We start from the raw sequence: 23,666 nt of genomic DNA, 5'->3' as shown, positions 1-23,666 counted from the left end.
GGTAAAGTCGCCGTACCTGCGCCCCGACCCTTCATTGAGCTGAGGGCAGAGGCCATCCCAGGCCATGCATCGGATTTTGTCTCGCCAATGCTGCGAATCTTCATCAAGTCTGCGGAGTCCTGCCTTGGATACCCGTGGGAAACGGGCTCGCGCGAGTACACGGTTGAGCCGTGAAGGTTTCCGGTTCGGCGGCCGGTGCTACTTTGGGAATCCGCTCCACCTCAGCGCTAGCCTTGGGCTTGATCCCACTTCCGACGGGCCTAAAGTGGGCGCTGAGACAAAGCGCCGAGCCAATGCAGGCAGAGGCGAACAGAATGGACGCGGAAGTACACACTACGGTATTGCGTCCAACATCTCGCGTCAGAAGTGACAACAAAACGGAGACCTCGATCCACTCTTTTAGACTTCGACGGAGTCTGGACCTGATTCCGGTTATTAGTTCGAGTTGCAAGTGCAGGCTGGCGGGCCGCAACGGCCCGCCGAAAATAGCTACGGGTGACAGGCGGTTCCGATGAGGGAAGATCTAAGATGCTGGCGCTCCGCAGAACGGCCTGATAGAGCCATATTCCTACTTGTTTTACTTGCTACATTGTGAGTTGTAAGGTTTGTTGGGCCATTTTGCAGCTCAGGAATTAGCGCAAAAGTTTACGTGGAGTCTCCCGGCGTTGCCCCTTAAGTAAGCGGTGCATAGGCTTACCGTAAGAGGAACAGAAAAGGACCCGTTAATGGACGCGCACAACCAGGCTTCATATTCTTCAAGCACAGCCAACCCGGAGGGCACCCAGGGCCGCACCACTATTGCCGAGGCAGCGGTGGCTAAGGTGGTGGGCGTGGCCGTTCGCGGTGTGGCAGGTGTCCATGCGGTGGGTTCCGGTGCGTCCCGCTCCCTTGGCGCGATTCGCGAGGTTGTGGGGGCAACGGATCTAACCCAAGGTGTTCGTGTGGAGGTGGGTGAATCTGAAGTTGCTGTGGATATTGTTTTGCTGGCAGAGTACGGCTATCCACTGCAGGCCCTCGCCGACACGGTTCGTCGAGCCGTTTATGCCGCAGTGCAGGAGCTGGTGGGGCGCAGCGTCATTGAGGTGAATATTGAGATCACTGACGTGTTCATTCCGGCCTCTGAGTCCGAGAAGTCTGTTCAGCGTCCGCGCTTAGCAGGACGTTTGGGCGCGCTGGACGTACAGCCGCCCCCGCCAAATTCAGCGGCGATCCTGCCATCGGCGTCAACCAAGAACCACAACAATCCAATGGAAACCGGGGAACAGCTGTGAATTTCAGCGTAGTCTGCGCCGCATTCGGCGCGTTTTTAGCATTTATGGCGTTTGCTTTTGGTTTTTGGGGCTTCCTGATTTCAGTTATCTTTATTGTTGTTGGAGCATTCGTGGGCCGCGCGGCCAGCGGTCAGCTTGATTGGCGCGGTGCCTTGGATGCGCTCACCGGACGGCGCTCGTCCTCGTGACTGAAAACCTCACCAAACCTACTGAATTTGCCGGGCACAACCGGATAAGCACCCAGGCGCTAACCTCGCTGGCCAAAGTTGCCGCAGCCGAAGTGCTTGCTGTAGCACCAGCCCAGGTGAGGGTGGAGTTCTCCGACGACGCCGGTTCGCTGGCTCTGTCTATCTCCTCGGCCATGGGTGCCCCCTCCTTGAATGATGTGCGGGGCAATCGGGACCGGATAACTCAAAGCGGCGGCAGTATTTTAGTTCGGGCAAAGGCTGCCAAGGCCAGCATCATGGCTGAGGTTGAGCGTTTGAGTGGATCACACGTTAGCCGTGTCAATGTGCGAATTTCAGGTTTGGTCACTCGCAGTGACGGGCGAGTCCTGTGAGTGAAGCCAGGCAGGAGAAGTCTGGATTCAGCGGCGAGAAAATAAACGACTACACGCGGCGAGTGCTGGGGCGTGAGACTCACTCGGCACGCTCTGGCGTGGCTGTTGTGGCGGCAATTTTGGTTACAGTAGTGACGCTGTACTTCATGCTTGAAATGATCCTGGCAGGGCTGGGTCAACCTGCCTGGATAGCGCACCCGATCGACGCCGCCCGACGCGCAGCCGAGCTGCCGGGGGCCACCCCGCGGGTCCTGCTAGGTGCTGCGGGGGTGCTTATTATCCTGAGCGGGTTGATTTTTTTGGCGCATGGGCTGCTCCCGGGGCGTCGGGCACGGCATGTGATTCTCAACAGCAAAGTAGCGATTGTGGTGGATGACGAGGTCATAGCCTCCGCCCTTGCTAGGTGCGCTCGCGTGGCGGCAGGTGTGACTCGTGAGCAGGTCATGGTGGTGGTTTCGGCTCGCCTGGTGCAGGTTAGCATCCGGCCCACATCCGGGATTCACCTCTCTGAGAATGCTATTGCGGCTGCCGTTGAGGCACAGGTCGCGGACATGGGGCTAAGCCCTTCCCCGGCCGTGAGCGTGAAGCTGGCCGTGAGCGGGGTGGTCGGGGTATGAACGGAACTCCTCGAGCCTTAAACCGCTTCCTATTGACTGTGCTCGGGTTGTTCCTTGCGCTGGTAGGTGCGGGGGCGATCCTGCTTGCCGCAGTACCGTCAGCGGCCCGGTGGTGGCGGGGCTGGGCGGGTGGTCAGGTGGACGCGGTGGCGAGGTATGCGGAGCGAACGCGGCTGCTGGGAACGTCGGAGAGCTGGATTTGGTTTGCCGGGGCAGCCATCTTCTTGTTGGTGGTAATTGTGATGGTTTCTTGGATCGCGAACCAGGGCAAGGGCAGGGCCGGCACTCTGTATGACAATGGCGGCAACGGGGACGACGACGGTGCCGCCGGTTCGGTCAGGCTTAGCTGTGCGGTGGCCGAGCAGGCGCTCAAAAGCGCACTTTTGGAACGTACCGACGTGTTTGGTGTTTCTGTGACGAGTTATGACTTCCGCAAACGAACGGCACTGAGGGTTCGTGTACTCCCCCGTCAAGGCGTTGCGCCACAAGAAATTGCAGCAGAAATTACCGAACTGGTGAGCATCCTGGAGGAACTACTGGGCCTTGAAGTCCCGGTGCTGCTCAGCATCGGCTCCGGGGCAAGGTCACGCTTCACTAAAGCCGAACGAGTCCGCTAGTCTCGATTTATCATCAACCTTGGGCGTAGAGCGCCTCGGGTCCGCAGCGGCACACGATGGAGGGCATCATGACTGAGAGCAATACTGAAAAGACGGGTGGCGAAGCCATGGATAAGGCCAAGGATTTCGCCGCGGACGCAGTTGGAAACGCCAAGGAATTTGCTGGGGATGCCGGTGAAAACATCAAAGAATTCACCGAAGATGCTGTTGAGAACGTAAAGGAATTTGCAGGAGACGCTGCGGAGAACGTAAAGGAATTTGCTGGGGATGCAGCTGAGCATGCCAAGGGCCTTGGGGCCAAGATTTCCGGCCTGTTCAAGCACAATAAGTAGTCTGCTGGACAAAAGTCCAGCAAGGGCGGCGGCTATCCCAGGGGTAGAAGCCGCCCTTATTTCTGTCTAAAGCGCCGCCTAGGGGCGTTCAGCGCGGCCATGGGCGCACCGTGGCGAATCTGGCGCGGGCTCCCGGGCCCATATTCTTGTATGGAAACGAAATGGTAAAGAAAAGGTGTAAGCGCTTGCACTATATGCCCGCTTGTAACTAGTGTGAGGTTCACCACTGGCGCGATCCGTCCAAAAGGATGCAGCGTATGGAGATTTTCACTTTAGGAGAATGAGCATGGGAACCAAGATTTCAAAGTTGTATATGCCACTGGCGGCTGCTGCGGTGTTCGCCATGACACTTTCCGCTTGTGGCGGGGGCACCGGAGGGGGGACCAGCGGCGGCAACGGCGCCGCCTCAGAGAACCTTGATGGCCGAGGTCCCATCACCTACGTGCAGGGAAAGGACAACTCCGACGTGGTGCGCCCGCTCATTGAAAAGTGGAACGCTGCGCACAAAGACGAGCAAGTTAAATTCAAGGAACAGTCTGATAACGCCGATCAGCAGCATGATGACTTGGTAAAAAACTTTCAAGCAAAAAACGCTGATTACGACGTGGCCAGCGTTGACGTGATTTGGACGGCAGAGTTTGCGGCCAAAGGCTGGCTGCAACCCTTGTCAGACGCCATGAAGGTAAGTACTGATGGCATGCTTGAGGCCACAGTGAAAACAGGAACCTACAAGGACGTGCTCTACACGCTCCCGCAGACCTCCGACGGTGGCATGCTTTATTACCGGAAAGACTTGGTACCCACCCCACCCAAAACTTGGGAAGAAATGATGGGCATGTGCTCCATCGCCAAGGAAAAAGGCATCGATTGCTACGCCGGTCAGTTCGCCCAGTACGAGGGCCTAACAGTCAACGTCGCTGAAGCCATCAACAGCGAAGGCGGGAAGATTGTGGATAAAGATGGCAAATCCACAGTAAATTCCCCAGAGGCAAAAGCTGGGCTGCAAAACTTGGTTAAGGCTTACAAGGATGGGGATATCCCCAAGCAGGCTCTGACCTACCAGGAAGAGCAGGGTCGCCAGTCATTTGAAGCTGGCAAGCTAATGTTCCTGCGCAACTGGCCCTATGTTTATAATCTTGCCAAAACAGACGGCTCCTCCACAATCAAGGACACCTTTGGTGTTGCGCCGCTGCCGGGCAAGGATGGCCCAGGCGCTTCCACCCTTGGTGGACACAATCTGGGAGTCAGTGTGTACTCCAAGAACAAAGCCACTGCTAAAGACTTCCTAGAATTCATGACGTCGGAAGAAACCCAAAAGTTCTACGCCACGCAGGGATCCATGGCACCGGTGCTCGGTTCCTTGTACGACGATGCGGAACTCATTGCCAAGCTGCCGTACTTGCCAGTTTTGAAGACCTCGATTGAAAATGCTGTGCCCCGTCCGGTAACTCCGTTCTACCCGGCTGTTACTCAGGCAATCCAACAGAACAGTTTCGCGGCTCTGCAAGGTAGCAAAACCGTGGAGCAGGCGTTGATGGATATGGAAGCAGCCATCAACACCACCACATCCAAGTAGCCGGTGGCGGTACTCGCACCAGTGTGAGAGCGAAAACAAGGGTGCCGAACCGCTAGTAACGGGTGGTGCTGCTGAGGCTGAGAATAGCCAAAACGCGCACCACCCGTTGTTGACGTTGCACATCAATCGAGGATTATGAAAGGGGCCGGCATGTCCACAAATGTAGACCCGCAAGCCAAACCTGGTAAGGCGCCAACGGGGCCGAGCGCCAAAAGTGAAGTAGGCGCGGATCGCAAGGAAAAGACCCAAGGGCGGACAGCGACGCTGCTGATTGTCCCAACACTAGTTGTTTTGGCAATCGTCATCTTGTATCCAGTGATCAACGCCATCATTATGTCGCTGCAACAAGATGAGGGTCTGGACCCGGTTACGGGCACATTTGTGGCTGGCGGCTTTGCCGGCCTGACAAATTACATTCACTGGTTGTTCCAGCAGTGCACCGGCCCCAGCGGCGACGCACTAAGTTGCCCCCCTGGCACTTTGGGTGCGCAGTTTTGGTCAGCGACCGGAGTAACGTTCTTTTTCACCGTGGTAACGGTGTTTTTTGAAACCATTCTTGGTTTTTGGATGGCATTGATTATGGCCCGCACTTTCCGGGGCCGCAGTGTGCTGCGTGCGGCAGTTCTTGTCCCGTGGGCTATCCCGACAGCTGTCACAGCAAAGCTGTGGTTCTTTATCTTTGCCTTTGATGGGATTGCCAACACGCTCTTCAACACCTCGATCCTATGGACAGGAAGTGAAGGCCCCGCACGGACTGCGATCATTATCGCCGACGTGTGGAAGACAACACCATTCATGGCACTGCTGATTTTGGCTGGTTTGCAAATGATCCCGTCGGACATCTACGAGGCTGCAAAAGTGGATGGTGCTTCCACCTGGCAAAGATTCCGGTTGATCACACTGCCCTTGGTGAAACCAGCTCTCATGGTCGCCATCTTGTTCCGCGTCCTGGATGCGCTGCGTATGTACGATCTACCGGCGATCATGACAGGAGGGGCAAATGGCACCACAACGCTCTCCATTTTGGTTGTCAATCAAATCCGGATTGGTTTTAATTCGGCGGCCGCCCTGTCAACAATTACGTTCTTGATTATTTTTATTGTGGCGTTCATTTTTGTTCGGTTCCTCGGTGCAAACGCAGTTGAATCAGCCAGTGGCGGAGCTAAGGAGAAGCTGAAATGAGCACGGTTATGCAAACTCAAAGCGAACATACCGCCGCGGCCAAGACTGTTGCCCGGAGACGCGCACGATGGGCTAGCTCACGAACATACATCAGTGCCGTAGTTATAGTGATCTGGTGCCTGCTACCGTTTTATTGGATGGTAGTCACCGCTTTTCGCGAAGTTGGGTACACCTTCGATCCAACACCGTTCTTTACCCATGTCACGTGGGACAACTTTGCCACGGCCTTTTCTGCCGAGATGGGCAACCACTTGGATAGGGCGCTGCTAAACTCCCTCTTCATCTCAAGTGTCACCACTGCGGTTGCTTTGCTTTTTGGGGTGTTTGCGGCTTATGCCTTGGCCAGGCTGAAATTTCGCGGGAAGTTTCTTGTATTGGGAGTTGTGCTCGGGGCTTCTATGTTCCCGGGCGTGGCAATCGTGACACCTTTGTTCCAGCTGTTTACAAATATCAACTGGATGGGCACATATCAAGCGTTGATCATCCCGAACATTTCTTTTGTCCTCCCACTAACCGTCTATACACTGACATCTTTCTTCCGTGAGATGCCGTGGGAGTTGGAAGAAGCCGCCCGCATTGATGGCTGTTCAGCCGGGCAGGCCTTCCGCAAGGTCATTATGCCGCTGGCGGCTCCGGCAGTATTTACCACTGCTATCCTGGCGTTCATCGCAGCCTGGAACGAGTACCTGATTGCCAGTATTCTCTCCAGCGACGCCACCCAGACCGTGACAGTAGCTATCGCCAGTTTTGCTGGTTCCCAGCCTCACCAGGAACCTTATACGGCCGTGATGGCCGCAGGAACTGTTGTGACCATTCCGCTGGTGATTTTGGTGTTGATCTTCCAGCGCAAGATCGTCGCGGGGCTCACAGCAGGGGCGGTGAAATAAAGAATGCGAAAACAAACGGAAAAAACCAATAGTTTGCACATTCCCACAACCAAGCAAAAAAGTGCTGAAGACTTTGACATCATCATCGGTTTCCTGGGTTTTTGGGCAGTAGTACTCTTCGCAGTGACGGTATGGCTGGAACTCACCGGAGAACCAGCATTGATTTGGGCGATAGGGTTATTGCTTGTTTGCTTGGGTCTTTGGGGCATGATCCGGCTTCGTAAGAAACTGCCCCAGAGGCGGAGTAGACGCCCTCAGTAGCTCCAGATGTCAGACTCTGTTCTCATAGCCTGCACTGCCGTTCCCGGTTTGGGCGAGCCGCCAAGGTGATTGCCAAGCCAGTGCCACCTTGGCAATGACTGAGGAAATAGAGAGGAAGACACAGGCATGAGAGTCAGTATCGACGACGTTGCCGAGCGTGCGGAGGTTTCAACCGCAACAGTCTCACGCGCCCTCCGTGGTCTGCCTAAAGTCCATCCGACCACACGGGCACGAGTGTTGGCCGTGGCCAAAGAGATGGGTTATGTAGCATCTCCGTCAGCCACCAGATTGGCCACAGGTCAGATGAAAACGGTGGGAGTCCTGGTCCCGTTCATTGACCGCTGGTACTTTGCACGTGCGCTGGAAGGGATTGATCAAGAACTGCGCGAGCACGGCTTCAACTTGATGCTGTTTAGTTTGGGCGGCTACATGCATGGCCAGCAGCGCAGGTTTACTGAACAAATGGTGCGCAAGCAGATCGATGCGTTGGTAGTCCTTTGCTTGGGGTTATCCGCCACGGAGCTTGGGGAGCTGCAACGAACCCACGTTCCGACAGTGTCTGTTGGTGGTCCAGTGGAGGGCTGTCAAGGGATACATATTGATGATGCGGCGGCGGCCGCTGCCGCTACCCAACACCTCATCGATTTAGGTCATCGCAAGATCGGGCACCTGCGTGGCGGTATCAATGATGAAAAGAACTTCGTAGTTCCTACTCTACGGTCGGCGGCCTTCGAAGCCACCATGCTCAGGGCGGGACTTGAGCTGCGCCCGGAATGGAATGTCGTTGGCGACTACACGGTTGGTGAGGGTGTGGCAGCGGCCGCCCGACTCTTTGATTTGCCCGGGGAAGCGCCAACTGCTATCTTCTGTGGCTCCGACGAGATGGCCTTGGGTTTGATGTTTGAGGCGCAACGGCGGGGTATCAGAATTCCGGAGGATCTGTCCGTGGTGGGCATTGATGACCACGATTTTGCTGGGCCGGCGGGCCTGTCAACCATCGGACAAAAACCAGCTGACCATGGGAGGCTGGCTGCAAAGATGTTACTGGCGGAAGTAAGTGGAAAAATTGACTCCATACGCGCAGAATTCATGCCGTTTAGCCTCATCAAGCGCGGATCGACGGCTCCATGGCAGGAGCCCTGATAGCGGCAGGGGCTCAAAACACGCAGCGCTAGTTGGCCCGTGCAAGCTGCCGTATGGGCATCCAGCGGTTCGCGAGCCTGCGGTATGCTGCGGCTGCACCAGTGAAATCGCCGTCGGCCAGGCAGGCCAAGCCCATGTGTACGTCGGCCGGTGAATCGTCAGGGTGCACACGGTTAGCCACCGGACCATAGTCCAACTCCACGGCGCCGCTGGAAAAACCGCTCAGCCAGCTGCCCAAGTTCTCAAGCTCGGTGTACAGGTCAAGATCCGGAGCCATTTGGGCGAGCATCTCCAGAGTGCGCTCAACGCGGCCCACGGCGGTAGCCAACGGAACCTGGATGCGCACCGTGAGGATCCGCCCGTTCAGTTCCACAACTTCCATGCGGTCATTGGCATATACCAGGATGAACCAACTGAACGGGATACCCCAGGTCGATGAGCGTGTCTGCAAGGGCATCTGCAACGGCGACGAACTTGACGCCCGGGCAAGCTCAAGCGCCCATTGTTCCTCGGAGAGAACCAAGGCAGCCAGCTGGGCCATATTTCCGGAGAATAATTCGCTTGAGCCCAAAACCGATCGGGCCAGGAGCTGGTTGGGCGCGTAAAGAAGCGGTGTGCCTTCGCCCATAGTTAGGACACGGACCCGATCTTCTGAAATTCGCGGAAGCGGGTTGGGGTGCGCCCGGCTTACTCTAGCCAGCGAATCCGTCAGCTCATTAGTGTCGGTGCTGATGGCATGTGCCTCGGAGTGCATCAGCCCCTCCAATGACGCAAACTCCGCTGCACCATAGGCTTCGCGTGGCAAGTAGACGCGCAGGTTGGAGATGAAGGGGAGTTGTGTGCCGCCCAGGTACAGCCCACCCGTCATGGGCTAGCCCAATTCCACAATGACAGGTGCGTGGTCGGAAGCGCCCTTGCCCTTGCGTTCCTCGCGGTCAATTTCAGCGGCGGTGACGCGCGCGGCAAATGCTGGTGAGCCCAGAACGAAGTCAATGCGCATACCTTCGCGTTTTGGGAAGCGAAGTTGTGTGTAGTCCCAGTAGGTGTAAACGCCCGGCCCAGGGTTTAGCGGCCGGACAACGTCGGTAAAGCCCGCCGTTTCGAAGGCAGTGAACGCAGCTCGTTCGGGTTCACTAACGTGGGTGAGGCCTTGGTTACGGAAGAAATCGATGTCCCAGACGTCGTCGTCCTGGGGTGCAATGTTCCAGTCACCTGTGAGCGCGATCTGGGCATTGGGGTCCTGAGCAAGCCAGCCCGCAGCCTGATTTTTTAGCTCGTCAAGCCACCCCAGCTTGTAAGGCATGTGTTCATCATCGAGTGCACGGCCGTTGGGCACATAGAGGCTCCAAATCCGAACTCCGTTGCAGGTAGCGCCAATGGCCCGTGCCTCCTGCACGGGATCCTTGCCACCCTTCCCAAAAGTGGGTTGATTGGAAAAGGTGCGTTCAACGTCCTCCAGGCCAACACGGGAAGCAATAGCTACCCCGTTCCATTGGCTAAAACCAAAATGCGCTACTTCATAGCCATTGCTTTCAAATAGTTCCCATGGGAAGTTCTCGTCTTTGCATTTAGTCTCCTGAATGGTGAGCACGTCGGCATTGGTTCGGCGCAACCAATCCTCCACACGGTCGGCACGGGCACGCAGGGAGTTCACATTCCAAGTAGCAATCTTCACGTCTTCAAGCTATCAAGTTAACGTGGACAAAGCGTGCGGCAATCGCCTACGGCATGCGGGAACTGTGGGCAGGGACACGCTAAACGCAGTCGTGAACAGTGCCAACTGTTGCTGTTAGTTACGAAAGCGTAACTCTTGCACAGCCGCATCAGCGCGCCAAAAATTCTATATTGTAGCCCCTCGCAGTCACCATTAATCGCGTATTTCTGCTCTTAGCGAAATCGCCTTTGTTATCGTTTAAGGTGAACCAGTAGACCGACAAGCCTGCAGGCAACTGCCGCTGCTTTGCGCCAGATGAGGCATCATCTTCGCAAGGTATTGGGGCAGCCTGACATGAGTCGCTGAACTGGCGGTAGGGATAGCCTCCCGATTTCAGTCCTTATTTACAGGGCGAGACCGTCTTTCCTCACAGCCCCGATCGGGGTGAGTGGGGAATCGAAGAGTTTGACGAACGTCAGCGCCTGCAGCACGAGATCACTAATCGCAGTGTTCAGCTGCCCATCATAAAGGTGGGTTTCGAACCGCTGTGTAGACGGGTACTACGTGTACGAATCCAAACAGAATGACGCGCAGCAACAAAGCGTCCCTTCGACACTTGAAGGCAGTGCAGCTGCGAAAAACACTGCAGGGGAAGCGTCCGGAAATGACGTTGCACTGAGCGTCAAGAATGTTTACAAGGTCTTCGGCAAGCGACCAGCCGAAGTCATCAAGCGCCTTAAAGCTGGCAAGAAGCGCGATGAACTGACAGGGCTAGGCACAGCCGCAGTGATCGATGCATCATTCGAGGTTAAAAAGGGCGAGATCTTTGTTGTCATGGGCCTCTCGGGCTCAGGCAAGTCAACGCTGATCCGTACGCTGAATGGACTGTGGGCGCCCACTGAGGGTTCCGTGGACATCGGTGGGATAGATATTTCCAAGATTAGCGATAAAGAATTACGCCGTGTACGTCAGCAAAAGATCTCCATGGTCTTCCAGCACTTCGCGCTGATGCCGCACCGAACTGTGGTTGATAATGCCGCATATGCCTTGGAAGTACAGGGCGTAGCCAAATCAGAACGGTTCGCTCGTGCCGAGAAGATCCTGTCTTTGGTAGGGCTTGAGGGGTGGGGTGCGAAGTACCCGGGCGAGCTTTCCGGTGGCATGCAGCAGCGCGTTGGCCTCGCCCGTGCACTCTGCGCCGAGACCGATATTTTGTTGATGGATGAGGCCTTCTCGGCGCTGGACCCGCTTATTCGCCGCGAGATGCAGGAACAGCTGGTGCTGCTCCAGTCCGAGCTGGATAAAACAATTGTTTTCATCACCCACGACCTCAACGAGGCCATGTTCTTAGGTGATCGGATCGCTGTCATGCGTGACGGTGAGATTGTCCAGATCGGCACGCCCGATGAAATTCTGACAAGCCCGGCCAACGATTACGTGGCCCAGTTTGTGCAGGATGTGGACCGTACTCGCGTGCTAACGGCAGGGGGTGTGATGGAAGCGCCACTGGCAGTGGTAAACCTTTCCGGAGGACCCCGCAACGCGCTGCGAACCATGCGAGACCGCCAAGTCTCTGCAGCGTTCGTTGTGGACCGTCGCGGCATGTTCCATGGCGTGGTGCGCGACCGCGACGTAATGGCATTGGTGGAAAAGCGCGGAACTGACCTCGTGTCCGCCGTGCGCAACGGCATCGATCCGGTTAGCCCCGACACAGCCTTGAACGATCTTTTTGGCCGTGCAGTTGAGAGCCCCATCCCGTTGCCCGTAGTGGACGACGCCGGACGGCTAGTAGGTGCCTTGCCGAGAGTTACGCTCCTGGCAGCGTTGGGCAACGTGCCATCCACCACCAGCGAATTTCCCGTTGTGGACGGCGGCCTTGCACCCATCCCGGAACAAATTGTCACAGCTGCACTGGCCCAGACCGAAGGAGACGCGTAGTGGAACCGAAGTTTAGGATCCCCCTGGGCGACTGGGTTGAAGTAGGCCTTGACTGGCTAATAGTCACCCTTGACAGCTTTTTCTCCGTGGTGCGCAGCATTTTGGTTGGCGCCTACGACGGGCTCGAGTGGGTACTCTCAGCACCGCCCTACTGGGCAGTCATTCTGATTTTCGCTGCAATCGCGTGGTGGGCCAGCGGCTGGAAGCTTGGTGTTGGGACAGTAATTGGCTTTGCCGTCATTGTTGGGGTCAATCAGTGGCAGAACGCCATGGACTCCTTAGCGCTGGTGGTGATCGCCACTGTGGTTGCCATTGTTATCAGCATCCCTCTCGGTATCTGGGCTGCCCGCTCTAACAGGGCTTCCTCCATCATTCGACCGATTCTGGACTTCATGCAGACCATGCCGGCCATGGTCTACCTGATTCCGGCTCTGGTGATGTTCCGGGTGGGCGTTGTGCCAGGTATTGTGGCAACAATCATTTTCTCGATGGCCCCCGGGGTTCGGTTTACCGAACTGGGCATTCGAGGAGTGGACAAGGAAGTAGTTGAAGCAGGGCACGCCTTTGGTTCCAGCCCAAGCAAAATACTGCGCCAAATCCAGTTGCCTCTAGCCCGGCCCACCATCATGGCGGGTGTCAACCAGGTCATCATGCTTTCACTTTCCATGGTGGTCATTGCCGGCATGGTCGGTGCCGGTGGTCTTGGTGGAGACGTAGTAGCCAGCTTGAGCAGGATCGATGCCGGGCTTGGCTTTGAAGCCGGAATTGCGGTTGTCATCTTGGCTATATTCCTTGACCGTGTGACGTCAAGCTTTGGCACCAGTTCAGAGATTGGCCGCGGCAAGACCGCCTGAGGTCACAAGAAAAACTAGTTTTACAAACCAATCGCGGCGGCAGGAAATAAGTGCCGCCAATGAAAGGAATGAACCATGAACAAGAAATTTATGGGATTTGCTGCCATTGCAGCAACCTTGGCGCTAGGCCTGAGCGCCTGTGGCTCCGGAAACGAAGCGGCAACTCTGGAAAACGGTGACAAGAAGGACGTCACCATCGCCGTCTTCAACGGCTGGGATGAGGGCATTGCCGCCTCAGAACTGTGGAAGGCAATTCTTGATGAGAAGGGTTATGACGTCAAGTTGCAAAACGCCGACGTTGCCCCGGTCTTCTCGGGCCTGTCCACCGGTGACTACGATCTGACCCTGGACACTTGGCTGCCGGTTACCCACGCAGACCTCCTGAAGGAATACGGTGACAAGATCGCCGAGCTGGGTCAGTGGAACTCAGAGGCATCACTGACAATCGCAGTGAATGAGGACGCACCCATTGATTCACTGGATGAGCTGGCCGCAAACGCCGACAAATTCGGCAACAAAATTGTTGGCATTGAGCCGGCAGCTGGTTTGACCAAGGCCACCACCGAGAAAGTCATCCCCGGTTATGGCCTGGAGAAGATGGAATACATCACCTCCTCCACACCGGCCATGCTCTCCGAGCTGAAGACGGCCACCACCAAGGGCGAGAACATTGTTGTCACCCTGTGGCGCCCGCACTGGGCCTATGACGCGTTCCCGATCAAGGACCTGAAGGACCCCAAGGGAACCTTGGGTGACGCTGAGGGTATCTACGGCTACTCACGTCTTGACTTCGACACGGATTACCCAAAACTTAACGGTTGGTTGAAGGACTTCAAGATGGATTCCGAGAAGCTGTACTCTTTGGAAAACGCCATGTTCAACGGCGAAAAGAAGGATGATTACACCGAGGCAGTGAAGACCTGGATGGGCGAGAACCAGGATTACGTGGACTCACTGACTGCGTAATAGCCCTCCACCCCAACCCTCCTGCAGTTTAGGTCGGGTTTTACAGAACGCTCCTTCACACAAGTGAAGGAGCGTTCTGTTTTTTCCTACGTAAAGTGAGCGAGCGTCGGTTGGTGGGGTTAGTTTGCTGGGAAGTCAGACTCCAAATATTCCCGCCCCGGACCGGACTCCACAGCTGTCTCCGGCCGCAGCGCCTGTGAAGCGCCACTGCCGTGGCGGACTTCTTCATTGGCGCGCAATTCCACGCGGCGGATCTTTCCAGAAATGGTTTTCGGCAGCTCCGCAAACTCCAACCTGCGGATCCGTTTGTACACGGGGAGGTGCTCGCGGCAGTAGGCGAAGATCTCCCTGGCTGTCTCCTCGCCTGGCTGGTAGGCAGCCGTGAGCACCACGTAGGCTTTGGGCACGCTCAACCGTAGTTCATCCGGTGAGGGAACAACGGCGGCTTCGGCTACGGCCGGGTGTTCCAGCAGCACACTTTCCAGCTCGAACGGGGAGAGCCGGTAATCGGAGGACTTGAACACATCATCACTGCGGCCAACATAGGTCAGAATCCCGTTTTCGTCCCGGCTGGCTACATCGCCCGTGTGGTAATAACCGCCCCTGAACGCTTCTGCCGTTTTCTCCTGGTCCCCAAAATAGCCTTTGGTGAGTCCCACCGGGGCGGGGCTCAGGCGCAAGCACAGCTCGCCGTCGTCCGCTTCATCGCCAGTAAACAGGTCCACCAAAACCACGTCGTAGCCGGGCAGCGGACGCCCCATGGAACCGATCTTCACCGGCTGTCCCGGGGTGTTAGCGACCTGTACCGTGGTCTCTGTCTGGCCAAAACCGTCGCGGATGAGCTGTCCCCAGGCACGTTCAACTTGGCCGATGACCTCGGCATTTAGCGGCTCACCAGCGGAAACAACTTTGGTGGGCGGGTGCTTCAGGAGTGTGAGGTCTGCTTGGATGAGCATCCGCCAAACTGTGGGAGGAGCGCAGAAACTAGTGACGTGTTCCTTATCCATTTGATCCATGAGCGCCGCGGCGTCGAAACGCGAATAGTTGTAAACAAATACACAAGCCTCTGCGATCCAGGGTGTGAAAACGTTTGACCAGGCGTGCTTGGCCCAGCCCGGTGAAGCTACGTTCAGGTGAACATCGCCGGGTTCCAGGCCGATCCAGAACATGGTGGACAGATGGCCCACAGGGTAGGAAGTGTGGGTGTGTTCAACGAGCTTGGCCTTGGAGGTGGTCCCGGAAGTGAAGTACAGCAGCATGGTTTCATCCGCCAGAGTGGGGGCGTCAGGGGTAAATTCCTCCGGTGCCGTTGCTGATCCCGCATAGTCCAGGACGGGCCTGTTAGCGGCTGTGGCACTGTCAGCACCAGAGGCGTTAGTGCCGATGCAGAAAAGGGTGTAATCACCAGGGACATCCGCAAATTTGGCGGCGTCCTCGGCACGGGCCCCCACCCATCGAGCCTTGCCGCGATCAACGCGGTCACGCAAGTCCATTGGTCCCATCATGGTGGTGGTGGGGATCATGACTACGCCGAGTTTGATGCAGGCGAGCATTAGTTCCCAGAGCTGGACTTGGTTGCCCAGCATGATGATCATGTGGTCTCCACGGCGAATTCCCTGGTGCCGGAGCCAGTTAGCTACCTGATTGGAACGGGTGGATAGCTCCTTGAAGCTGCGACGAGTGGAGGATCCATCCTGTTCCACAATGACCAGCGCCGGGTTATTGCCGGTGGCCGGGTCCTCAGCGATTTTATCGATCCAGTCGAGTGCGAAATTGAATTCGGTGAATCGTGGCCAAACAAATTCGCGTTGTGCACGATCATTGTCCAGACGCATTTCCAATAGTTTATTTCGGGCCGCACGGAACTCTTCAGTGACGTTCATGGTGTCTACCTTTCGGCGTCGTTGCCGGTGTTTGATTTACCTTGAATATACGCCCGGTTTATATGGCGAGAGCGCTACTTCCACCAAGTGTCTAGTAGGGAAACCGGGGTGGCACGTTTGTGCCGGCTCTGTATAAAACGGCGTTCGATGGATTCGGCGGCAGGCTCGGGGATGGTCTTGCCTTCGAGATAGTCGTCAATGTCGTTGTAGGTAATACCGAGCTCGTCCTCGTCAGTGCGGCCGGGAACACCATCGAGCAGGTCGGCGGTGGGTGCTTTGTTCCACAGCCGTTCTGAGGCGCCTAGTTCTTTTAGAAGTTCTCGGTTTTGACGCTTGTTCAGTGTGTAGAGGGGCAGGATGTCCGCGCCGCCGTCACCAAATTTAGTAAAGAAGCCCGTCACGGACTCCGCAGCATGGTCGGTGCCTATAACCAATAGGTTGGCCTGCCCCGCCAGTGCGTACTGAGCGATCATGCGCGAGCGTGCTTTGATGTTGCCCTTGTTGAAGTCAGTGACATTCTCGGTGGCAGTTTTGGCGAACTCGGTTTCAAAGCCGTCCACGGCCGCTGCAATATTGAACGTCCATTCGGTTTTGGCACTGATGAACTCCATGGCGAGCCGGGCATCGTCCTCATCGTGCTGTGCGCCGTAAGGCAGGCGAACGGCGATGAAGTTCACCTCAATGCCCTCGGTGGCGAGTTCCTCTACGGCCAACTGTGCCAAACGTCCGGCCAGGGTGGAATCCAGGCCGCCGCTGATGCCCAGCACATAGCCTCGAGTCCCAGTTTTTTTGAGGTACTCCTTGAGGAACTCCACCCGCCGTGTTATTTCCGCCCGCGGGTCGATCTGGGGCTGGACGCCGAGTTCACCAATGATCTGAGCCTGTAATTCGCGCATGTGATCAGCCTATCGTGTGCGTGTTTCTGCGGTGGGTAGACCTTCTATGGGTGGGTGACATTCCAGATGTCCCCCATTTCATCCATTGACTGCTCCACGATTTTTGTCATAGCCGTTCGGGCGTTCTCGCTATCTCCTCGCTGGATGGCAGTAGCGACGTCAACGTGAAGCTGCATGGCTTCTTGGTTCGGGATGTGCGGCATCAATCCGTGTTCAATGCGTCCTGTGAGGACTTCAGTGATCAGAGAGTCCAGCTGACCAAACATAGCGTTTCCCGAGCTTGCCAAGAGTTTCGCGTGGAAGAGCACGTCAAGTCGGAGGAATTCTTTGAGGTCCCCATCATGGCCAGAGGCCCACATCTGCGCGGAGAGCGCCACGAGCTCGCTTGCCTGCGTGGAACTGGCACGGTGAGCGGCTAATTTGGCGGCGTGTGGTTCTACAGCAGACCTGAGTTCGCTGAGGCTGCGGAGCTGCTCGATCCGGCCGTCAGAAGCCAGCCGCCATCGAATAACGTGGGGGTCATAGAGATTCCATGAGGCTTCGGCCTGGACCACCGTGCCAAGTCGCCGCCGTGAAGCCAGCAGACCCAACGACGATAGAACCCGAATGACTTCGCGAATCACTGACCGTGAAACGCCGTAGTGCAGCTCGAGCTCTTCAATGCGAAGAACGGCATGAGGAGCGAGCTCACCTGTCACAACAGCCAGGCCGATCTTGTTAACCAAAGAAGAATGCAAATACCCTCTTGGCGATGCGCCGGGCAAGGTTTTGGGGGCTGTCACCAAGCTGGAGCTCGAGATGTCTGCAGTGACGGGGGACAGTGAGCCAGTTGCCCGGGGTGCTTTCATTGTGCATCGTACCGATCTGGTTACACCTATTGATTAAGTATGCCTTATGTGACTAGCATCTCACATAAGGCATATATGTTGCTGTGCCGACGAACGTGTCCGGAGCCCCGAATCCGGCCTAATCGAAAAGGAAGTCGTAATGAAGCGACGCTCTGTACTCCAACTTTTAGCTGTTGCCGTTGTAGTTCCGTTTGGTGTCACTGCCTGCGGAGGCGCAGATGATGCCAAGGCCTCCGGCACAGTTCGTGTCACGCTAGCGAACCATGTTTGGACCGATGGAATTAAAGCAGCAATTCCCGAATTCGAAAAAGAGTCAGGCTTAAAGGTTGAACTCACGCAGCTAGGAGAGGACCAGCTCTCGGACCAGTACAACGTGAAACTTAACGCCGGCAGCGACGAAGTCGATGTGATGATGTACCGCCCGCTCCAAGAGGGCAAGTCCTTTGCCAGGAATAAGTATTTGGCCGATCTTACCGAGCATGTCAGCTCCGATAGCGGCTGGGATTGGAAAGACTTCCAGAAGGGACCGGTTACCGCTAGCACCTTTGAAAACAAGGTTGTGGGTGTGCCAATCATTACCGAACGAGAGGTTCTCTACTATCGCAAGGACCTTCTCGAAGCTGCGGGCTTGTCGGTGCCCAAGACTATGGATGAGCTGGAAGCTGCAGCAAAGAAAATCTCTGAAGACAATAGTGATGTTGCTGGGTTCGTTGCTCGCACCAATAAATCAGCGGCCGTTACACAGTTCTCCAGCTTCTTGTACAGCTTCGGCGGAGACTTCATGGACGATTCTGGTCAGTCCACAATCGCAACCCCAGAGGCCAAGGCCGCTTACGCCTACTACGGTGGGTTGCTGCACAACTACGGTCCAGCCAACGTCAGCACGGATATGAGCTGGCCCGAGGCTATGGCCATCTTCACCCAAGGCAACGCTGCGTTCTATACAGAGGCAGATTCGCTTTACAAGAACGCCATGGATAAGGAAAAGTCCAAAATCGCTGACAAAGTTGGTTTCGCTGCTTTCCCGGCCGGTCCGGCAGGATCGAAACCATACAATATTCCTTCCTGGGGACTAGGCATCAACTCGGCGTCAAACAATCAGGACAACGCTTGGAAGTTCATCCAATGGGCCACTTCTAAGGAACGTACCCTAGAAGCTCAAAAGGCAGGCGTACCCGGACCTCGGGCCTCAGTTTGGGCAGACCCCGCAGGTATCTCTACATATCCGAAGGACCTTGCCGAAGCCATCGCTTTCAGCGCCGAAAACGGTGTGGGCCATGACCGTCCCCTCGTAATAGCTGTGGGCAAGGCTCGCGAAATTGTGGGTGAACCGATTGTTACGGCCATCACCGGCGGTGATTCCGCGGCTGCGGCAACGACATCAAATGAAGCCTTCCAGAAGTTCTTGGACACCGACAAATAAAGTCTGACGTGCGTGGTTGGCGGCCAACACCAGCCAACCACGCCCACCATGAAACCCGCTTATTCAGCACAACTCCTTAGGTGAACCATGACCGTTTCTTCCAAGTCCGAGGCACGGCCAAGGACCGTGGCGCAGTCCAGCGCCTTTTCCAACTGGGCGAACAAACACCGTAAATGGTTGTTTGCATCGCCCGCCATGATCTTCGTGGGACTGTTGATTGTCTTCCCACTCGTTTGGACCCTATACCTGAGCCTGACTGATTCGCGTGGCTCAGTGCGTGCTCCGTCGGATTTTATTGGGTTCGGGAACTATCTCACGGTCTTATCCGATTTTGATAGGTTCTGGCCTGCTGTTGGGAGAACCGCCTACTTCACCGTTACAGCACTCGTGGTGGAGATGGTGGTGGGCATGATGATCGCGCTGCTGCTCTGGCGGCCTTTTCGCGGCGAGAAGTGGGTTCGCGTAGCTATCCTCCTGCCTCTGGTGGCGACACCTGTGGCCGTGGGCATGATGTGGAAGCTAATCTTTGACCCGAATATGGGCTTCGCCAACCAAATGTTGGGCTGGTTTGGCATCCCGGCCCAACCCTGGCTTTCGGGCCAGGCTACGGCACTACCAACCACCATTTTCATGGATATTTGGCAGTGGACGCCCATGGTGGTGCTCATTCTGTTGGCCGGTCTGACGTCGCTACCCGAAGAAACGGATGAAGCCGCCCGTGTAGATGGCGCAAATGCTTGGCAACGTTTCTTTTTCGTGACCCTGCCGCTGTTGAAAACAACCGTCATTGTCGCCGTACTGTTGCGCAGTATTGACGCACTGAAAACCTTCGACATTCTCTACGCCACTAAAGGCAAAGGCGGCGGCTCCTTCCATGAGGTCGAAACACTGAACGTCTATGCCTATGGACTGAGCTTTGACTACAACGAATATGGGCTTTCATCGGCAGTGCTCATTATCTTCTTTTTGATCATCATCGGGTTCATGTGGATCCTGACCCGGCGCAGGAAAGGAAACAACTAAATGGCGCATTCAGTGATCCCCCAAGGCAAATCCGTGGTGACGCCTGCACGCTTAAGCAATGCCAAACGCAAAAAACCGCGAGGTGTACGCGCATACACGGCATTCCGAGTGGCAGCGCTGATCGTGATCGTGTTAGCACTGCTGGCGCCGCTCGGCTGGCTTGTTGCTTCGTCGCTCAAGACAAATGTGGACATTTATGACCCGACAAAGACGATCTTCTTCACTCCAACTTTGGAAAATTACGTCAACGTCTTGACCCGCAACAATTACTTCGTTTACATTTTCAACAGTTTTTGGGTTGCTCTTGTCTCTACTGTGTTGTCACTGGTCTTGGGTGTTCCAGCGGCCTATGCCATGAGTAGGTTCACCATGCATCGTTCAGCGTTGGTAGTTCTGATGGCCCGTGTCATCCCTGGAATCTCGTTGCTGGTGCCCTGGTACTACGTTTTCTCCAACCTGCGCATGGTTGGTGGCTTCTCCGTGCTGATCATGAGCCACATGTTTGTGGCACTGCCTTTGGTTGTTTACATCATGATCAGTTACTTCGACTCCATGCCTTTGGAACTGGAAGAATCAGCCCAGGTGGACGGGCTGACCCCCATTGGTGCATTTCAGCGGATCACGCTACCGCTGTCCGTTGGTGGCATGGCGACGGCCGGAATCCTGTCTTTCATCTTTTCTTGGAACAACTTCATGTTCGCATTAGTGCTCTCGGGCGCTAAAACTAAGACTCTTCCAGTGGCCATTTTCGATTTTGTTTCATACGCCAGCATTGACTGGGGCGGACTTATGGCTGCGGCCACCGTTGTCACGGTCCCGATCATGGTCATTGCTCTCTTCACGCAAAAATACATCGTCTCCGGCATGACTGCCGGAGCCATCAAGTGATAGGCGCCTTCGTGAACCGCATAGTAAAAATTGAAACATTCATGGTCCCACCGCGGTGGCTGTTTGTCCGCGTTGAGACCGCAGATGGCATTGTCGGCTGGGGGGAGGCTACCTGCGAGGGACGCAGCGAAACTGTGCGCACCGCTGTGGATCAACTTTCAGAAATATTGCTCGGTTCCGATGCGCTTCGGATCGAGGACCACTGGCAAGTAATGACGAAAGGTTCGTTTTATCGTGGGGGGCCCATCTTGGCCAGCGCTGTCTCTGGGCTGGATCAGGCGCTGTGGGATATTGCAGGTAAATATTTCAATACTCCTGTCCACCAGCTGTTGGGAGGGCATGTCCGAGACAGGATTCGTGCCTATGGGTGGGTAGGCGGAGATGAGCCCGGTGAAGTTGCAGAGTCTATTCAGGCGCAGATTGATGTTGGATTGACCGCTGTGAAGATGAACGCAAGCGGACGCATGAGTCCGCTCGGTTCTGTTGCTGACCTCGACGGAGTGGTCCGCCGAGTAGCTGCGGCACGGGAAGTCTTGGGTGAGCATCGTGACGTAGCCGTGGACTTCCACGGCCGATTCACCTTGGCCAACGCCCGTCGGGTGGCGCCGCTATTGGAGCCGTACAGACCGTTCTTCCTCGAGGAACCCGTAGTGCCGGAGAATACGCACCTTCTGCGTGAATTCACCTCTTCCACCAACATCCCAGTCTCCACAGGCGAGCGTCTGTACAGCCGGCAGGAGTTCTTACCGGCGTTGCAAGCCGGAATCGCTGTTGCACAACCGGACCTTTCCCACGCGGGTGGCATAACGGAAGTACGGAAAATTGCGGCACTGGCTGAGGTATATGACGTCCAATTGGCCCCGCACTGTCCGCTGGGCCCCATTGCTCTGGCGGCATGTCTCCAAGTTGGCTTCGCAACACCGAATTATCTGATTCAAGAACAAAGCATAGGTATTCATTACAACAAAGGGGCGGAAGTGCTGGACTACGTGGTGGACAAGTCCCCGCTGAAGTTTGTAGACGGTCATTTTGAGCGTCTACTGGGCCCGGGGCTGGGCATTGAAGTTGATGAGAAAGCTGTCAGGGAGGCAGACAAGCGTGGTCATGCATGGCGTGGACCCGTGTGGCGGCACGCTGATGGCTCATTTGCGGAGTGGTGAGGAACATGGGACAAACACCTGAAGAGTTTTTAAATGGAGTGCGGGACGCCAAACTTGTGGCGATTGTCAGGGGCACCGACAGTGACGCGGCGGTTCAGACGGCTCTCTCACTGATGGCAGAGGGCTTTCGCTACGTGGAAGTGGCGCTGACCACGCCCAACGCGGCGGATGTCATAGCGGCCATCCGCGAAACAGCTCCAGATGAGGCTCAAGTTGGGGCCGGGACCGTGCTCAGTATTCGCGACGTTGCTGACGTGGTGGCCGCGGGGGCGCAATTTATTGTCACTCCTGCGCTCGCAGAGTCTATTGGTGCGGCTGTGCGTTGTGGCTTACCCGTACTTGCGGGTGCATTTACTCCCACAGAGGTGCTCGAAGGAATGAACCGGGGAGCTACTCTCGTTAAACTCTTCCCAGCTTCTGTTGGCGGGCCACGCTACTTGAAAGCGCTCCGCGACCCCTTCCCAGACGTGCCACTAATTGCTGTCGGAGGGGTTGGGGCCAACGACGCCAAGGATTATTGGGATGCCGGAGCTGTTGCGGTGGGGCCTGGCAGCCCACTCGTGGGCGACGCTGCATCGGGCACTGGCAATCTGGATAAACTGCGCGAACGGGCGCGAGACTATCTGCGCCAAGCCGCCGACTACTCACCAGCCGAGGGATGATTCGGGCATGTTGCCGGTAGAGCTATTGACCTTTGGCGAAACAATGGTTTCGTTGCGTTCCCGTGGTCCGTTGGCCCAGGGCGGAACTTTAACCATGCATGCGGCCGGATCGGAATCAAACGTGGCTATCGCTTTGGCGCGGCTTGGACACTGTGTCAGGTGGACAGGATGTGTGGGGATGGATCCGCAGGGGGACTTCATTGAACGCCAGCTCCGCAGCGAATCTGTGGAGCTAAGCTTGCGTCGGGATGGGGACAGAAGCACAGGGGTGATGTTCCTCGAGCAACGAACAGCGGACATTGGCAGGGCGTTCTATTACCGCAGCGACTCGGCTGGTTCAATGATTGGGTGGGCGGATCTTGAGCCTGCGCTGGAGGCCGGAACAAAGGTTCTGCATTTGAGCGGGATAACCCCAGCGCTGTCTTCCTCAGCGTTTCAGGCTGTTCAACTTGCTGCCCAACGTGCTTACGAGAGCGGCGTTGTTGTCTCCCTAGACGTGAATTTTCGCAACAAACTCTGGACTCGGGAACACGCTAGGAAAGTTCTTACTTCACTAATCCAACATATACATATAGTGATCGCCTCAGATGACGAATTGGATCTACTCTCAGAAATGTCCTCTGAATTGCATCCCAGCGATTCGTTGGTACCTCGCATTGCCAACGAACTACTAGAGGGCGGTGTTCAAGAAGTGGTCGTAAAATTAGGTGCCGACGGCGCTGACGTGTATTCAGCCGCCGGGTTCCATCATCAAAATGCCTTGAAAGTTCAGGCATCTGACACTGTGGGCGCTGGTGACGCATTCGCTGCAGGGTACTTATCGGCGCTGCTCGACGGTGAGCCGGTGGAGAACAGGCTCCGACGAGGGACCATCATGGGGGCATTCGCTGTGAGCACCGAAGGTGACTGGGAAGGTTTGCCGCGCCGTAGCGAACTTGAATTGTTCAACAACCAGCTTCTAGGCGGAACTGAGCGCTGAGCCCAGTCGCGCCCAATACTAACCAACAGTTTTGGAAGGAAATCCTT

General features: G+C 56.1%; 24 protein-coding genes. 19 read left to right on the top strand and 5 right to left on the bottom strand.

Translation table 11 applies throughout. The features are described 5' to 3' along the window. Nucleotides 1–725: 725 nt before the first annotated feature. From AAFM46_RS15320 to AAFM46_RS15275, 10 genes are all read left to right on the top strand, one after another. Entirely contained in the window at nt 726–1,271 is a 546-nt protein-coding gene (locus AAFM46_RS15320) for an Asp23/Gls24 family envelope stress response protein (protein ID WP_343318676.1), read from the top strand. Then, a complete protein-coding gene (locus AAFM46_RS15315) occupies nt 1,268–1,459 on the top strand; it encodes a hypothetical protein (protein WP_343318674.1) in 192 nt (63 codons plus the stop codon). Before AAFM46_RS15320 ends, AAFM46_RS15315 begins: the two co-directional genes overlap by 4 nt. After that, a complete protein-coding gene (locus AAFM46_RS15310; protein ID WP_343318673.1) occupies nt 1,456–1,830 on the top strand; it encodes a hypothetical protein in 375 nt (124 codons plus the stop codon). Before AAFM46_RS15315 ends, AAFM46_RS15310 begins: the two co-directional genes overlap by 4 nt. Then, complete coding sequence (locus AAFM46_RS15305) at nt 1,827–2,447, top strand: hypothetical protein (RefSeq protein WP_343318672.1); 621 nt, start codon at nt 1,827–1,829, stop codon at nt 2,445–2,447. Before AAFM46_RS15310 ends, AAFM46_RS15305 begins: the two co-directional genes overlap by 4 nt. Beyond that, nucleotides 2,444–3,064 (top strand): hypothetical protein, encoded by a 621-nt coding sequence (locus tag AAFM46_RS15300; RefSeq protein ID WP_343318670.1) that lies wholly within the window; start codon nt 2,444–2,446, stop codon nt 3,062–3,064. The genes AAFM46_RS15305 and AAFM46_RS15300 overlap by 4 nt, the downstream gene beginning before the upstream one ends. Nucleotides 3,065–3,132: 68 nt before the next feature. Continuing rightward, complete coding sequence (locus tag AAFM46_RS15295) at nt 3,133–3,396, top strand: CsbD family protein (protein ID WP_283529120.1); 264 nt, start codon at nt 3,133–3,135, stop codon at nt 3,394–3,396. 286 nt (nt 3,397–3,682) lie between these two features. Then, nucleotides 3,683–4,972 (top strand): ABC transporter substrate-binding protein, encoded by a 1,290-nt coding sequence (locus AAFM46_RS15290; RefSeq protein ID WP_283529123.1) that lies wholly within the window; start codon nt 3,683–3,685, stop codon nt 4,970–4,972. Between the two features lie 150 nt (nt 4,973–5,122). After that, on the top strand, nt 5,123–6,154 hold the full coding sequence (locus AAFM46_RS15285; RefSeq protein WP_283529125.1) for a sugar ABC transporter permease: 1,032 nt from the start codon (nt 5,123–5,125) through the stop codon (nt 6,152–6,154). Next, nucleotides 6,151–7,041, top strand: a complete 891-nt coding sequence (locus AAFM46_RS15280) for a carbohydrate ABC transporter permease (RefSeq protein WP_283529127.1) — start codon at nt 6,151–6,153, stop codon at nt 7,039–7,041. Before AAFM46_RS15285 ends, AAFM46_RS15280 begins: the two co-directional genes overlap by 4 nt. Before the next feature lie 387 nt (nt 7,042–7,428). Beyond that, nucleotides 7,429–8,445 (top strand): LacI family DNA-binding transcriptional regulator, encoded by a 1,017-nt coding sequence (locus tag AAFM46_RS15275; protein WP_283529131.1) that lies wholly within the window; start codon nt 7,429–7,431, stop codon nt 8,443–8,445. 28 nt (nt 8,446–8,473) lie between these two features. Here AAFM46_RS15275 and AAFM46_RS15270 read toward each other — a convergent pair whose 3' ends face one another. Together AAFM46_RS15270 and AAFM46_RS15265 are read right to left on the bottom strand one after the other, a co-directional pair. Next, on the bottom strand, nt 8,474–9,313 hold the full coding sequence (locus AAFM46_RS15270) for a hypothetical protein (protein ID WP_283529133.1): 840 nt from the start codon (nt 9,311–9,313) through the stop codon (nt 8,474–8,476). A 3-nt stretch (nt 9,314–9,316) separates the two neighbouring features. After that, on the bottom strand, nt 9,317–10,120 hold the full coding sequence (locus AAFM46_RS15265; protein ID WP_283529135.1) for an exodeoxyribonuclease III: 804 nt from the start codon (nt 10,118–10,120) through the stop codon (nt 9,317–9,319). Nucleotides 10,121–10,774: 654 nt separating this feature from the next. Here AAFM46_RS15265 and AAFM46_RS15260 point away from each other — a divergent pair. From AAFM46_RS15260 to AAFM46_RS15250, 3 genes are all read left to right on the top strand, one after another. Then, nucleotides 10,775–12,037: a glycine betaine/L-proline ABC transporter ATP-binding protein gene (locus AAFM46_RS15260; protein ID WP_343320466.1), complete on the top strand. Its 1,263-nt coding sequence runs from the start codon at nt 10,775–10,777 to the stop codon at nt 12,035–12,037. Continuing rightward, nucleotides 12,037–12,891, top strand: coding sequence for an ABC transporter permease subunit (locus tag AAFM46_RS15255; protein ID WP_283529137.1), 855 nt, complete (start codon nt 12,037–12,039; stop codon nt 12,889–12,891). The genes AAFM46_RS15260 and AAFM46_RS15255 overlap by 1 nt, the downstream gene beginning before the upstream one ends. A 75-nt stretch (nt 12,892–12,966) precedes the next feature. Then, nucleotides 12,967–13,857 (top strand): glycine betaine ABC transporter substrate-binding protein, encoded by an 891-nt coding sequence (locus AAFM46_RS15250; protein ID WP_283529139.1) that lies wholly within the window; start codon nt 12,967–12,969, stop codon nt 13,855–13,857. Nucleotides 13,858–13,976: 119 nt separating this feature from the next. Here AAFM46_RS15250 and AAFM46_RS15245 read toward each other — a convergent pair whose 3' ends face one another. The 3 genes from AAFM46_RS15245 to AAFM46_RS15235 all read right to left on the bottom strand — a co-directional run bounded on the left by AAFM46_RS15245 (nt 13,977) and on the right by AAFM46_RS15235 (nt 17,484). After that, complete coding sequence (locus AAFM46_RS15245; protein WP_343318664.1) at nt 13,977–15,740, bottom strand: AMP-binding protein; 1,764 nt, start codon at nt 15,738–15,740, stop codon at nt 13,977–13,979. A gap of 74 nt (nt 15,741–15,814) precedes the next feature. After that, on the bottom strand, nt 15,815–16,636 hold the full coding sequence (nadE, locus tag AAFM46_RS15240) for an ammonia-dependent NAD(+) synthetase (protein ID WP_343318662.1): 822 nt from the start codon (nt 16,634–16,636) through the stop codon (nt 15,815–15,817). 44 nt (nt 16,637–16,680) lie between these two features. Next, nucleotides 16,681–17,484 carry an FCD domain-containing protein gene (locus AAFM46_RS15235; RefSeq protein ID WP_343318660.1) on the bottom strand — a complete coding sequence of 268 codons (804 nt, stop codon included), beginning with the start codon at nt 17,482–17,484 and terminating at the stop codon, nt 16,681–16,683. Nucleotides 17,485–17,623: 139 nt separating this feature from the next. Here AAFM46_RS15235 and AAFM46_RS15230 point away from each other — a divergent pair, with 139 nt between their 5' ends. The 6 genes from AAFM46_RS15230 to AAFM46_RS15205 all read left to right on the top strand — a co-directional run bounded on the left by AAFM46_RS15230 (nt 17,624) and on the right by AAFM46_RS15205 (nt 23,619). Beyond that, nucleotides 17,624–18,907: a sugar ABC transporter substrate-binding protein gene (locus AAFM46_RS15230; protein ID WP_283529149.1), complete on the top strand. Its 1,284-nt coding sequence runs from the start codon at nt 17,624–17,626 to the stop codon at nt 18,905–18,907. Between the two features lie 87 nt (nt 18,908–18,994). After that, nucleotides 18,995–19,930: a sugar ABC transporter permease gene (locus AAFM46_RS15225; protein WP_283529152.1), complete on the top strand. Its 936-nt coding sequence runs from the start codon at nt 18,995–18,997 to the stop codon at nt 19,928–19,930. Further along, on the top strand, nt 19,931–20,818 hold the full coding sequence (locus tag AAFM46_RS15220) for a carbohydrate ABC transporter permease (RefSeq protein ID WP_283529154.1): 888 nt from the start codon (nt 19,931–19,933) through the stop codon (nt 20,816–20,818). A gap of 11 nt (nt 20,819–20,829) precedes the next feature. Further along, nucleotides 20,830–21,978 carry a galactonate dehydratase gene (gene dgoD / locus AAFM46_RS15215; protein ID WP_283529156.1) on the top strand — a complete coding sequence of 383 codons (1,149 nt, stop codon included), beginning with the start codon at nt 20,830–20,832 and terminating at the stop codon, nt 21,976–21,978. 5 nt (nt 21,979–21,983) lie between these two features. Further along, nucleotides 21,984–22,640 carry a bifunctional 4-hydroxy-2-oxoglutarate aldolase/2-dehydro-3-deoxy-phosphogluconate aldolase gene (locus AAFM46_RS15210; RefSeq protein ID WP_343318656.1) on the top strand — a complete coding sequence of 219 codons (657 nt, stop codon included), beginning with the start codon at nt 21,984–21,986 and terminating at the stop codon, nt 22,638–22,640. 7 nt (nt 22,641–22,647) lie between these two features. Continuing rightward, complete coding sequence (locus tag AAFM46_RS15205; protein WP_343318655.1) at nt 22,648–23,619, top strand: sugar kinase; 972 nt, start codon at nt 22,648–22,650, stop codon at nt 23,617–23,619. The last annotated feature ends 47 nt before the right edge of the window (nt 23,620–23,666 follow it).

It is taken from the genome of Arthrobacter sp. TMP15, from assembly GCF_039529835.1.
Classification (GTDB): domain Bacteria; phylum Actinomycetota; class Actinomycetes; order Actinomycetales; family Micrococcaceae; genus Specibacter.
This window is presented reverse-complemented; position numbering and strand designations above follow the sequence as displayed.